The 12,470-nt window shown below is 71.1% G+C and carries 10 protein-coding genes; 8 read left to right on the top strand and 2 right to left on the bottom strand.

The genetic code is table 11. The features are described 5' to 3' along the window. The first annotated feature begins 58 nt into the window (after positions 1-58). Complete coding sequence (locus ACH4XV_RS12095) at positions 59-613, top strand: CGNR zinc finger domain-containing protein (protein ID WP_395788896.1); 555 nt, start codon at positions 59-61, stop codon at positions 611-613. Positions 614-638: 25 nt separating this feature from the next. On the opposite strand, the gene ACH4XV_RS12090 is transcribed toward ACH4XV_RS12095, so the two are convergent. Together ACH4XV_RS12090 and ACH4XV_RS12085 are read right to left on the bottom strand one after the other, a co-directional pair. Further along, entirely contained in the window at positions 639-1,295 is a 657-nt protein-coding gene (locus ACH4XV_RS12090; RefSeq protein ID WP_395788894.1) for an MBL fold metallo-hydrolase, read from the bottom strand. A gap of 45 nt (positions 1,296-1,340) precedes the next feature. Then, a complete protein-coding gene (locus tag ACH4XV_RS12085) occupies positions 1,341-2,075 on the bottom strand; it encodes a maleylpyruvate isomerase family mycothiol-dependent enzyme (RefSeq protein WP_395788892.1) in 735 nt (244 codons plus the stop codon). Between the two features lie 416 nt (positions 2,076-2,491). Here ACH4XV_RS12085 and uvrA point away from each other — a divergent pair, with 416 nt between their 5' ends. The 7 genes from uvrA to ACH4XV_RS12050 all read left to right on the top strand — a co-directional run bounded on the left by uvrA (position 2,492) and on the right by ACH4XV_RS12050 (position 12,389). Then, on the top strand, positions 2,492-5,338 hold the full coding sequence (uvrA, locus tag ACH4XV_RS12080) for an excinuclease ABC subunit UvrA (protein WP_395788890.1): 2,847 nt from the start codon (positions 2,492-2,494) through the stop codon (positions 5,336-5,338). A 104-nt stretch (positions 5,339-5,442) separates the two neighbouring features. After that, complete coding sequence (locus ACH4XV_RS12075) at positions 5,443-5,919, top strand: Rieske (2Fe-2S) protein (protein WP_395788888.1); 477 nt, start codon at positions 5,443-5,445, stop codon at positions 5,917-5,919. A 39-nt stretch (positions 5,920-5,958) separates the two neighbouring features. After that, positions 5,959-8,115, top strand: coding sequence for an excinuclease ABC subunit UvrC (gene uvrC, locus ACH4XV_RS12070; protein ID WP_395788886.1), 2,157 nt, complete (start codon positions 5,959-5,961; stop codon positions 8,113-8,115). Between the two features lie 24 nt (positions 8,116-8,139). Further along, complete coding sequence (gene rapZ, locus ACH4XV_RS12065) at positions 8,140-9,033, top strand: RNase adapter RapZ (RefSeq protein WP_380011315.1); 894 nt, start codon at positions 8,140-8,142, stop codon at positions 9,031-9,033. Beyond that, positions 9,030-9,995, top strand: a complete 966-nt coding sequence (gene yvcK / locus ACH4XV_RS12060) for a uridine diphosphate-N-acetylglucosamine-binding protein YvcK (protein ID WP_395788884.1) — start codon at positions 9,030-9,032, stop codon at positions 9,993-9,995. The genes rapZ and yvcK overlap by 4 nt, the downstream gene beginning before the upstream one ends. Further along, the gene (whiA, locus tag ACH4XV_RS12055) at positions 9,986-10,966 is read left to right on the top strand and encodes a DNA-binding protein WhiA (protein ID WP_020553580.1); all 981 of its coding nucleotides are present in this window, start codon (positions 9,986-9,988) and stop codon (positions 10,964-10,966) included. Before yvcK ends, whiA begins: the two co-directional genes overlap by 10 nt. A gap of 178 nt (positions 10,967-11,144) precedes the next feature. Then, positions 11,145-12,389 (top strand): GNAT family N-acetyltransferase, encoded by a 1,245-nt coding sequence (locus tag ACH4XV_RS12050; RefSeq protein ID WP_395788882.1) that lies wholly within the window; start codon positions 11,145-11,147, stop codon positions 12,387-12,389. Positions 12,390-12,470: the final 81 nt, after the last annotated feature.

Here is a 12,470-nt window from a genome sequence, read left to right as displayed (position 1 = left end):
GGGTAATGGGTGTTCTGGTGTAGCTCCTTACATAGTTCGCAGCCTAGGTAAGGGTTCAATGGAAGTCAACGGTTACCGCAGTGACGGGGTCGGCGCTGCCGTCGCGATGGTCAACGCGTGGACCGGCGAGGAGGGCTCGGCGCCGGACGTGCAGTCTGCGCGCGATGTGCTGAGGCCGTTCTCGTACCTGGTCGCCGACCTGGACGAGAGCGCGCTCGAACCGTTGCTCGCCTGGGCGCGGGAGCTGCGCGCGTTCTTCGTGCTCGGTGATCTGGAGGCCGCCGTGGCGCACGTGAACGGCCTGCTGGAGCGGGTCGAGTCACGGCCTCGGCTGGTGGATCACGGGTATGGGCTGCACCTGCACCACGCGCCGTCGGGGGTGCCGTTCGTCCAGCGCATCCGGATCAGCACCGCACTGGGGCTGGCCAACCTGGTGGCCGACTACGGGCTCGGCCGCTCCGGGGTGTGCGCGGCGGCGGTCTGCGACCGCGTGTTCGCGGACACCTCGCGCAACGGCCGCAAGCGCTACTGCTCGGACACTTGCGCCAACCGGGCGAACGTGGCGGCGCACCGGGCCAGGCGCCGGGCCGCCGAAGGCGCCGGACGGGCCTGAGCCGGCCCGGCGCCCCGCGGATCCGCTACCAGCGGCGGGCGCGCCATTCGGCGAGGTTGGGGCGCTCCGCGCCCAGCGTGGTGTCGTTGCCGTGGCCCGGGTAGACCCAGGTCTCGTCGGGGAGCACGTCGAACAACTTGTGCTCGACGTCGTCGATCAGGCGGTCGAAGGCGGCGGGATCGCCGAAGGTGTTGCCCACCCCGCCCGGGAACAGGCAGTCGCCGGTGAACAGGTGCGGGTGCCCCTTGGGGTCGTCGTACAGCAGTGCCACGCTGCCCTCGGTGTGCCCCACCAGGTGGATGGCCCGCAGTTCGATCGCCCCGAACGCGACCGTGTCGCCGTCGTCCAGGAGCACGTCGCTGGGCACCGGGATGGCCTCGGCGTCGGCGCGCCCCGCGAGCGTGGTGGCCCCGGTGTGCGCGACCACCTCGGACAGCGCCTGCCAGTGGTCCTGGTGCCGATGGGTGGTGACCACCTTGGCCAGGCCGCCGTCGCCCACCAGGGTGATCAGCGTGCCCGCGTCGTTGGCCGCGTCGATCAGCAACTGCTCATCGGTGGCGCGACAGCGCAGCAGGTAGGCGTCGTTGTCGTAGGGCCCGACGGCCACCTTGGTGATCATCAGCTCGGCCAGCTCGCGCACGGCCGGGGCGCCGCCGACCTTCACGGATCCGTGATACGTCATGCGGGCCATCCTCCCCGGCCGCGCGCCCTCTCGGCTACCGGCCGGCTACATCCAGGCGGGCGGTGTCGGCAGGGGGCCGGCCGGCTCGACGCTCAATCCGTCGCCGTTGGCGCGGCCGATCAGCCAGGCGAGCAGCGACTGGCGGCGGCCCGAGACGACCGCGGCGGGGGCCACGCCCTCCGGGCCGATCAGCAGCTCGCGGTGGGTGATGTCGTCGCGCAGCAGCAGCGGCGGGCAGTCCGGCCGGCCGCGGAAGGACGCCGCCACCTCGTTCAGCTCACGGTCGGCGTACTCGGTCGGCCAGTGCGCCGGCGTCCAGCCCGCGTCCAGGTCGACATGGTGGATGTACAACTCGCGCAGCCGCTTGGCGGGCAGCGTCGTCGCGGCGATCTCGCCGGCGTTGCGCGCGGTCACCTTTGCGCCCCACGCGGTCGGCGTCATCGCCGTGAACGCCCGGGCGAACCGGCCCGAGGCGTCGTACAGGTCGGTGAGCTGCTCCTGCGGCGGCCGGCCGGCGCCCTCCTCGATGGCCCGGTCGCGGGCGTCGCCCGGCGGATACATCGGGGTGGGTATCCCGGTCCGGGCCCAGTTCAGCAGGTTGGTCAGGGCGTCCGCGTTGCGGGCCAGATGGGTCAGCACATGGCCCCGGCTCCATCCGGGCAGCAGCGACGGGCCGGCCAGGTGATCGGCCGACAGTCGTTCCGCGCTCGCCAGGACCTGAGCGGTCGCCTCGTTGATCTCCGCGAGCATCGCGGCCGGCTCGAACCCGTCCGTGGTCACGTCTACCTCCCCCGGATCGCCCTCCGCCGCGGCTTCGCGGAACGAGACGGGTCCCGATGCGACGGAGGTCTGTGATGTTGCAGCTTAGTGCGGCGGGCAGGCCCGAGTGCCCGGGCCGGGGCTTCACACGATCGGGTGAAGAACGACCCGATGAAGTTTTGTTCGAATGAATGTGCGATAGCCTGGCGCCTCAAAGGGGAACAAACACCTGCCCCCGGCTGCTTACGATGGCGCGAGGACATAACGACCCGGGGCCGCAGAACGTCACCACCGGCGTGACCTCGGCTGCGACCACTCCCGGGTCCGCATCCTCGATCCGCACTGTCGACGCGTACCGATCAGCCTCTGATCGGCTTCCGTTCAGCTCGACACCATTCAGCCGCAGCGGCATGTCGTCGAAGGGTTTCGATTCTCAAGTGGCCGACCGTCTCATCGTCCGTGGCGCGCGCGAGCACAACCTCAAGGACGTCTCCCTCGACCTTCCGCGCGACTCACTCATCGTCTTCACCGGCCTGTCCGGTTCCGGCAAGTCCTCCCTCGCCTTCGACACGATCTTCGCGGAGGGACAGCGCCGCTACGTCGAGTCGCTCTCGTCCTACGCGCGCCAGTTCCTCGGGCAGATGGACAAGCCCGACGTCGACTTCATCGAGGGCCTGTCGCCCGCGGTCTCGATCGACCAGAAGTCGACGAACCGCAACCCCCGCTCCACGGTCGGCACCATCACCGAGGTCTACGACTACCTGCGCCTGCTCTACGCCCGGATCGGCCACCCGCACTGTCCCCAGTGCTCCCGGCCGATCGCCCGGCAGAGCCCGCAGCAGGTGGTCGACCGGGTCCTGGAGCTGGAGGAGGGCACCCGCTTCCAGGTGCTCTCGCCGATCGTGCGCGAGCGCAAGGGCGAGTTCGTCGACCTGTTCGCCGAACTCCAGTCCAAGGGCTACAGCCGGGCGCGGGTGGACGGCACGGTGATCCAGCTCACCGACCCGCCCAAGCTGAAGAAGCAGGAGAAGCACACGATCGAGGTGGTCATCGACCGCCTCACCGTGAAGTCCTCCGCCAAGCGCCGGTTGACCGACTCGGTGGAGACCGCGCTCGCGCTCGGCTCCGGCATGGTCATCCTGGACTTCGTCGACCTGCCCGAGGACGACGCGCACCGCGAGCGCATGTTCTCCGAGCACCTCTACTGCCCCTACGACGACCTGTCGTTCGAGGAGCTGGAACCGCGCTCGTTCTCGTTCAACTCGCCGTTCGGCGCCTGTCCCGACTGCACCGGCATCGGCACCCGCATGGAGGTCGACCCCGAGCTGGTCGTGCCCGACGGGCAGAAGTCGCTCGACGAGGGCGCGCTCGCGCCGTGGAACGTCGGACACGCGTCGGAATACTTCGGCCGGCTGGTCTCCTCGCTCGCCGAGGAGATGGGCTTTCGGACCGACATCCCCTGGGACGGGCTGCCGCAGCGGGCCAAGAAGGCGCTGCTCAACGGCCACAAGACGCAGATCCACGTCAAGTACCGCAACCGCTACGGGCGCGAGCGCTCCTACTACACCTCGTTCGAGGGGGCGCTGCCCTACATCGTGCGCCGGCACTCCGAGGCGGAGACCGACGTCAGTCGCGAGCGCTTCGAGGGCTTCATGCGCGAGGTGCCCTGTGCCACCTGCCACGGCGCCCGGCTCAAGCCGATCGTGCTCGCGGTGACCATCGCCGACAAGTCCATCGCCGACGTGGCGGGCATGTCGATCAGCGACTGCGCCGAGTTCCTGAGCCGGATCAAGCTCGTGGCGCGGGAGAAGAAGATCGCCGAGCGGGTGCTCAAGGAGGTCAACGAGCGGCTGCGCTTCCTGATCGACGTGGGCCTGGAATACCTCTCGCTGAGCCGCCCCGCGGCCACCCTGTCCGGCGGCGAGGCGCAGCGCATCCGGCTCGCCACCCAGATCGGCTCCGGTCTGGTCGGCGTGCTCTACGTGCTCGACGAGCCCTCCATCGGCCTGCACCAGCGCGACAACCACCGGCTGATCGAGACCCTGGTCCGGCTGCGCGACATGGGCAACACGCTGATCGTGGTCGAGCACGACGAGGACACCATCCGGGTCGCCGACTGGGTCGTCGACATCGGCCCCGGCGCCGGCGAGCACGGCGGCGAAGTGGTGCACTCGGGCACCTACAAGGACCTGCTCAAGAACAAGCGCTCGGCCACCGGCGACTACCTCTCCGGCCGCAGGTCGATCCCCACCCCGACCGAGCGCCGGGTGCCGGACAAGAAGCGCCGGCTGGTGGTGCACGGCGCCCGGGAGAACAACCTGCGCGACGTCGCCGTGGGCTTCCCCCTCGGCGTGCTCACCGCGGTCACCGGCGTCTCCGGCTCGGGCAAGTCGACCCTGGTCAACGACATCCTGTACACCCACCTGGCGCGCGAGCTCAACGGCGCGCGCAGCGTGCCGGGCCGGCACACCCGGATCACCGGGACCGACCTGGTGGACAAGGTCGTGCACGTCGACCAGGGACCGATCGGGCGCACCCCGCGCTCCAACCCGGCCACCTACACCGGCGTGTTCGACCACATGCGCAAGCTGTTCGCGGAGACCACCGAGGCCAAGGTGCGCGGCTACCTCCCGGGCCGGTTCTCGTTCAACGTCAAGGGCGGTCGCTGCGAGAACTGCGCGGGCGACGGCACGATCAAGATCGAGATGAACTTCCTCCCCGACGTATACGTGCCGTGCGAGGTCTGCCACGGCGCGCGCTACAACCGGGAGACCCTGGAGGTGCACTTCAAGGGCAAGAACATCTCCGAGGTGCTGGACATGCCGATCGAGGAGGCCCTGGCCTTCTTCGAGGCGGTCCCCGCGATCGCCCGGCACCTGCGCACGCTCAACGACGTCGGCCTGGGCTACGTGCGCCTGGGCCAGCCCGCCACCACGCTCTCCGGCGGCGAGGCGCAGCGCGTCAAGCTGGCCTCCGAGCTGCAGCGCCGCTCCAGTGGCAAGACGGTCTACGTCCTCGACGAGCCGACCACGGGTCTGCACTTCGAGGACATCAGCCGGCTGCTCGGCGTGCTGACCAGCCTGGTCGACAAGGGCAACACGGTGATCGTGATCGAGCACAACCTCGACGTGATCAAGACCGCCGACTGGGTCGTCGACCTCGGCCCCGAGGGCGGCAGCGGCGGCGGGCTCGTCATCGCCGAGGGCACCCCCGAGGAGGTCGCAGAGGTGGCGGGCAGCCACACCGGCAAGTTCCTCCAGGACGTGCTCCAGGACCGACGCTGACGCGAGTGGCGCGGGGGCCGGGTGCGAGGATTGACCGGCCTCACGGTGGCGCGGCCGACGTCCGGCCGCGCCACCGGCGTCACCCGTTCACAAGGAGATCCCGCATGACCGCGCAGCACCAGCCCCGGCCCGAGCACCCGTCCGACACCGCGGGCGAGCCCGGACCGGATCGGCGCACGCTGCTGCGCGGCGCCGCAGTGGTGGGCGCGGTCGGCGTCGCCGGCGTGGCCGTGACCGCCTGTGCGACGGACAACCAGCCCGCGACGCCGCACGAGAAGAAGTTGCTCGACGGTCCGGTCACGGTGGGCCGGGCCGACGACGTGGTGGTCGGCAAGGGCAAGGTCTTCACCGACACCTCGATCGTGGTCACCCAGCCGGCCAAGGACGATTACAAAGCGTTCGACGCCCGTTGTCCGCACCAGGGCTGTCTGGTCACCAAGGTCGACCAGGGTGTCATCCAGTGCCAGTGCCACGGCAGCCAGTTCTCGATGAACGACGGTTCGGTCGTGCGCCGACCCGCCAAGCGCGGCCTGACGCCGCTGCCGGTCACCGTCGCGAACGGCGAGATCGTGGTGGGTTGACCGCGAAAATCTGTTGGAGCCAGCACATAGGGTGGAGAAATGGACCCGTCGTCGTACCGGCCCGCGCCCGGCCAGATTCCGACGTCGCCCGGTGTGTACCGGTTCAGCGACGAGCACCGGCGCGTGGTCTACGTCGGCAAGGCGAAGAACCTGCGCGCCCGGCTCTCGTCCTACTTCCAGGACCTGGCCAACCTGCACCCGCGCACCCAGACCATGGTCACCACCGCCGCCTCGGTGGACTGGACCGTGGTCGGCACCGAGGTCGAGGCGCTCCAGCTCGAATACTCCTGGATCAAGGAGTTCGACCCGCGCTTCAACGTCAAGTACCGCGACGACAAGAGCTACCCCTCGCTCGCGGTGACGCTGAACGAGGAGTTCCCGCGCGCCCAGGTGATGCGCGGTCCGCACCGCAAGGGGGTGCGCTACTTCGGGCCGTACGGGCACGCGTGGGCCATCCGCGAGACGCTCGACCTGCTGCTTCGGGTCTTCCCGGTACGCACCTGCTCGGCCGGGGTGTTCAAGAACGCCCGCCAGGTGGGCCGACCCTGTCTGCTCGGCTACATCGGCAAGTGCGCGGCGCCGTGCACCGGCAAGATCTCCGCCGAGGACCACCACGCGCTGGCCGAGGACTTCTGCGAGTTCATGGCCGGCCGCACCGGGCCCTACGTCAAGCGCGTCGAGCGCGAGATGAAGCAGGCCGCGCAGGCGATGGAATACGAGAAGGCGGCCCGCCTGCGCGACGACCTGGCCGCGCTGACCCGCGCCCTGGAGAAGAACGCGATCGTCTTCGGCGACGGCACCGACGCCGACGTGATCGCCCTCGCCGAGGACGAACTCGAGGTCGCCGTCCAGATCTTCCACGTGCGCGGCGGCCGGGTGCGCGGCCAACGCGGCTGGGTCACCGAGCGGGTCGAGGACGTGGACACCGCCGACCTCGTCGAGCACTTCCTCCAACAGCTCTACGGCGAACAGCGCGGCGAGGCGGTACCGCGCGAGGTGCTGGTGCCCGCGCTGCCCGCCGACACCGCCGCACTGAGCGAATGGTTGTGCGAACTGCGCGGCGCCAAGGTCGAGTTGCGGGTCCCGCAGCGCGGCGACAAGAAGTCGCTCCAGGAGACCGTGCAACGCAACGCCGCCCAGGCGCTGAACCTGCACAAGCTGCGCCGGGCGGGCGATCTGACCGCCCGCTCGCTGGCGCTGCAACAGCTGGCCGAGGCACTGGAGATGGACACCGCGCCGCTGCGCATCGAGTGCTACGACATCTCGCACCTGCAGGGCACCGAGGTGGTCGCCTCGATGGTGGTCTTCGAGGACGGGCTGCCGCGCAAGAGCGAGTACCGGCGCTTCGCGATCAAGACCTTCGAGGGCCAGGACGACCCGCGCGCGATGCACGAGGTGCTGACCCGGCGCTTTCGGCGGTACAAGTCCGACCTGGCGCGTGACGCGGCCGGCGACGCCGCTGCGGAGGCGACGGACGCGCAGGGCGCCGACGGCGCGGAGCACACCGGGCCGATCGACCCCGAGACCGGCAAGCCGAAGCGGTTCGCGTATCCGCCGCAGCTGGTCGTGGTCGACGGCGGACAACCCCAGGTCGCCGCCGCGATGCGGGCTTTGGAGGAGGCCGGCGTGGTGGACGTCACCGTGTGCGGTCTGGCCAAGCGGCTCGAAGAGGTCTGGGTCCCGGGGGAGGACGACCCGATCGTGCTCCCGCGCAGCAGCGGCGAGGCGCTGCTGATGCTCCAGCGCATCCGCGACGAGGCACACCGCTTCGCGATCACCTACCACCGCGCCAAACGCTCCAAGGCGATGACGGCGAGCGTGCTGGACGACATCCCGGGCCTGGGCGAGACCCGGCGCAAGGCGGTCCTCGCGCACTTCGGCTCGCTCAAGCGCCTGCGCGCGGCCCGCATCGAACAGATCACCGAGGTGCCCGGCATCGGTCGGGCCACCGCGGCGGCGATCGTGGCGGCGCTCGCCACGCGGGCGCCCGCGGCTCCCGCCGTGAACACCGCCACGGGCGAGATCATGGAAGACGACGACGTCGCCGGCGGCGTCGACGCCGGTGGCGGTGCCGAGGTCGACGACGGCGGCGAAGGCGGCGCCGACGACGGGGTCGGCGCGGCGGACGAGGCGGTCCCGGTCGTACCCCCGAGGCAGGAACCAGCAGGAGGAAGCGTTGAACTCGCCCAGCCGTAGGTGCGGCACGCACCGGGGGGACGCATGAGTACCGAGAACACGAACGACGAGGTCGAGGGCACCCCGGAGCTGGTGATCATCTCCGGCATGTCCGGCGCCGGTCGCAGCACCGCAGCCAAGGGTATGGAGGACCTCGGCTGGTTCGTGGTGGACAACCTGCCGCCGTCGCTGATCCCCGCCATGGTCGACCTCGGGGCCCGCACGCAAGGGGCGGTCGCGCGGATAGCGGTCGTCGTCGACGTGCGCGGACGCACCTTCTTCGACGACCTGCGCTCCGCGCTCGGCGAGTTGGACGCGTCCGGCGTGGTGCGTCGGATTGTTTTCCTGGAGGCGTCCGACGATGTACTGGTGCGCCGTTTCGAGGGGGTCCGCCGGCCGCACCCGCTCCAGGACGACGGCCGCATCCCCGACGGCATCGCCCGCGAGCGCGAACTGCTGCGCGAACTGCGCGGCGAGGCCGACCTGGTGATCGACACCTCCGACCTGAACGTGCACCAGCTGCGGGCCCGGATGGACGACCGGTTCGCCGGCTCCGGCGAGCCGCAGCTGCGCGCCACGGTGATGTCCTTCGGCTTCAAGTACGGCCTGCCCGTGGACGCCGACCTGGTGGTCGACTGCCGCTTCCTGCCCAACCCGCACTGGATCCCGGAACTGCGCCCGCACACCGGCATGGACGAGGCGGTCAGCCGCTACGTGTTCGACCAGCCCGGTGCGAAGGAGTTCCTGGACCGCTACGCCGAGCTGCTGCACATCGTCACCGAGGGCTACCGGCGCGAGGGCAAGCGCTACGTCACGCTCGCGGTGGGCTGCACCGGCGGCAAGCACCGCAGCGTCGCGATGGCCGAGCGCCTCGCCCGCCGGCTCACCGAGGACGGCCTGGACACCGTGCTCGTGCACCGCGACATGGGCAGGGAATGAGCGGCCCCAAGGTGGTCGCCCTGGGCGGCGGACACGGGCTCTCCGCTTCGCTGGCGGCGCTGCGCCGACTCACCGACGACCTGACGGCGATCGTCACGGTCGCCGACGACGGCGGCTCCAGCGGGCGGCTGCGCAAGGACCTGGGCGTATTGCCGCCGGGCGATCTGCGGATGGCGCTGGCCGCGCTGTGCGGCGACGACGAGTGGGGGGTGACCTGGAGTCGGGTCATCCAGCACCGGTTCCGTCGCGAGGGCGAACTGAACGGGCACGCGGTCGGCAACCTGCTCCTGGTCGGCCTGTGGGAACTGATGGACGACCCGATCGCGGCGCTGGACTGGATGGGCCGCCTCCTCGGCGCGCACGGGCGGGTGTTGCCGATGTCGGCGGTCCCGCTCGACATCGAGGCGGACGTCGCCGGGCACGATCCGGCCCACCCGGAGTGGGTGTCCACGGTGCGCGGGCAGGCGCAGGTCGCGATCACCCCGGGTGAGGTGCGCGGGATCCGGCTGCTCCCGGCCGATCCGCCGGCGGTGCCCGAGGCGGTCGCGGCGGTGCGTGACGCCGATTGGGTGGTTGTCGGGCCCGGTTCGTGGTTCACCTCGGTACTGCCCCACCTGCTCGTTCCCGAGTTGGCGGCGGCGCTGGTGGAGACCAAGGCCAGGCGGCTGCTGGCGCTGAATCTGGCCCCACAACCGGGCGAGACGGCGGGTTTCTCGCCGCAGCAGCACCTGGAGGTGCTGGCCGCGCACGCCCCGGGGCTGACCTTTGACATCGTCCTCGGCGACCGCGACCGTGTGGAGGACGTACCGGGCCTGGAACGGGCCACGGCGGCGCTCGGTGGACACATCCATCTGGCCCCCGTGTCGGCGGTCGACGGCTCGCCGCGACACGACCCCGAACGGTTGGCCTCGGCCTACGGCCGGATCTTCGTCGATCGTGAAAGGATCGCTCCATGGCGATGACGGCAGCAGTGAAGGACGAGCTCAGCCGCCTCCCGGTCACCCGGTCGTGCTGTCGCAAGGCGGAGGTCTCCGCCCTTTTGCGCTTCGCGGGCGGACTGCACATCGTGGGCGGGCGAATCGTCATCGAGGCGGAGCTGGACACGGCGATGGCCGCGCGCCGGCTGCGCAAGGACATCCTCGAGGTCTACGGGCACAGCTCGGACCTGGTCGTGGTGGCCCCCGGCGGGCTGCGTCGCGGCAGCCGCTACGTGGTCCGGGTCGCGGTCGGCGGCGATCAACTGGCCCGCCAGACCGGGCTGCTGGACGCGCGCGGACGACCGGTACGCGGACTGCCGCCCCAGGTCGTCTCGGGTGCCACGTGCGACGCGGAGGCCGCCTGGCGCGGTGCGTTCCTGGCCCACGGCTCGCTCACCGAACCCGGCCGCTCCTCGGCCCTGGAGGTGACCTGCCCCGGCTCCGAGGCGGCGCTCGCCCTGGTCGGCGCGGCCCGTCGGCTGGGCCTGGCGGCCAAGTCGCGCGAGGTGCGCGGGGTGGACCGGGTGGTGGTGCGCGACGGCGACGCGATCGGTGCGCTGCTCACCCGGCTCGGCGCGCACGAGAGTGTGCTGGCCTGGGAGGAGCGGCGGATGCGCCGCGAGGTGCGGGCCACCGCGAACCGGCTGGCCAACTTCGACGACGCGAACCTGCGCCGCTCGGCCCGGGCGGCGGTGGCCGCGGGGGCACGGGTGCAGCGGGCGTTGGAGATCCTGGGCGAGGAGGTCCCGGAGCACCTGGCGGCGGCCGGCAAGCTGCGGCTCGACCACAAGCAGGCGTCCCTGGAGGAGCTGGGCGGGCTGGCCGAGCCGCCGCTGACCAAGGACGCGGTCGCGGGTCGGATCCGGCGCCTGCTGGCGATGGCCGACAAGCGCGCGGGCGAGTTGGGCATGCCCGGCACCGACGCCGGACTGTCCGTGGACATACTCGTGTCCTGAGCGCTTCCGGGGCCCGGCGGCGCGGGCGGTGCGAACGGCGGGCCCGGCACGCGCGTCCGCCGCGTGAGCGAAAACCCATTCGAAGGCGTCGATCCGCGAGGCATAGGGTCTCGGGATCGGCGCCTTCGTCCGTTGCCGCGGAGGGAAGGCCGCGCACGCGAGGGAAGGAACCATCACCGTGGACGTCCGCACGATCGACGAAGACGAGATCATCCCGTGGACCGCCGCCGTCGGCGTCGGCTTTCTCCGAGTTCCCGACGACTCCAAGGAGAACCGCGAGAAGCGGTTGGCCCACTGGCGCGAGCGTGCCGACCTGGCCAGGACGCGCGGGGCCTACGACGGAGATCGTTGTGTGGGCACCTTCCGCAGCTTCGCCACCGGGCTGACCGTGCCCGGCGGCGCGATCGTGCCGGTGTCGGCGATCACCAACGTGACCGTCTCGCCCACCCACCGCCGGCGCGGGCTACTGACCGAGATGATGCGGCTCGACCTGGCGGACGCCGCCGCGCGCGGCGAGATGCTGGCCATCCTGATCGCCGCCGAGTACCGCATATACGGGCGGTTCGGCTTCGGCGTGGCCACCGAATACCAAAAGTTCACGCTCGACATGCTGCGCACCGACTTCGTCCCCGACGCGCCGGTCGAGGAGGGCGGGCGGGTCGAGCTGGTCACCCCCGAGGAGGTGGCCGAGCTGGGCCCGCCGCTGCACGAGGAGTTCCGCGGGCTGCGCGCGGGCGCGATCGGCCGCACGGCGCTGTGGTGGGGCAACTACACCGGTCTGAACCCCTCTCCCGCGAATCCGGCGCCACCGCGCTTCCACGCGATCTACCGCGACCCGTCCGGAAAGGTCGCCGGCCTGGTCTCCTACCGCACCGACGACCACTGGGACGAGTTCGTACCCAAGGTGACGCTGACCGTGGACTCGCTGCTGGCGCTGACCCCGGCGGCCGAGTTCGCGCTGTGGCGGTTCTGCGCGAGCGTGGACTACGTGGAGAAGATCGAGGCCGCGGACCGCAGCCCCGACGAACTGCTGCCGATGCTGCTCACCGACCCCCGGGCGATCACCACGCAGACCCGCCGGGACTTCGTCTGGACCCGGATCCTGGACGCTCCGGCCGCGTTCTCCGCGCGCACCTACGGCGCCCGGGACCGGCTCGTGGTCGAGGTGTCCGACGATCTCGGGTACGCGGCCGGCCGGTTCGCGATCGACGGCGGACTCGACGGCGGCACGTGTGTGCCGACCGGGGAGCCGGCCGAGCTGGCCCTGGACGTGGCCACGCTCGGCGCGTTGTACCTGGGTTCGGGGTCGCCGGTGCGGCTGGCCGTGGCCGGGCGAATATCCGAATTGTCACCCGGCGCCGCCGAGCGGGCCGAGGCATTGTTGCGGACGCCGCGCGAGCCGTGGTGTCCCGACTGGTTTTGATCACATCGTGGAATCTTTGCGCGTAGCTTCGACCGAATATGACCGTCAGTCAGGTCTCGTGTACCACGCGGTAGGTGCCGT

The sequence above is a fragment of the Embleya sp. NPDC020630 genome (genome assembly GCF_044334985.1).
GTDB lineage: Bacteria > Actinomycetota > Actinomycetes > Streptomycetales > Streptomycetaceae > Embleya.
This window is presented reverse-complemented; position numbering and strand designations above follow the sequence as displayed.

Bases quoted from the DNA above. Each gene is read 5' to 3' on its own strand.
- ACH4XV_RS12095 (WP_395788896.1), top strand. From the start codon at position 59: ATGGAAGTCAACGGTTACCGCAGTGACGGGGTCGGCGCTGCCGTCGCG.
- ACH4XV_RS12090 (WP_395788894.1), bottom strand. From the start codon at position 1,295: ATGACGTATCACGGATCCGTGAAGGTCGGCGGCGCCCCGGCCGTGCGC.
- ACH4XV_RS12075 (WP_395788888.1), top strand. From the start codon at position 5,443: ATGACCGCGCAGCACCAGCCCCGGCCCGAGCACCCGTCCGACACCGCG.
- uvrC (WP_395788886.1), top strand. From the start codon at position 5,959: ATGGACCCGTCGTCGTACCGGCCCGCGCCCGGCCAGATTCCGACGTCG.
- rapZ (WP_380011315.1), top strand. From the start codon at position 8,140: ATGAGTACCGAGAACACGAACGACGAGGTCGAGGGCACCCCGGAGCTG.
- yvcK (WP_395788884.1), top strand. From the start codon at position 9,030: ATGAGCGGCCCCAAGGTGGTCGCCCTGGGCGGCGGACACGGGCTCTCC.
- whiA (WP_020553580.1), top strand. From the start codon at position 9,986: ATGGCGATGACGGCAGCAGTGAAGGACGAGCTCAGCCGCCTCCCGGTC.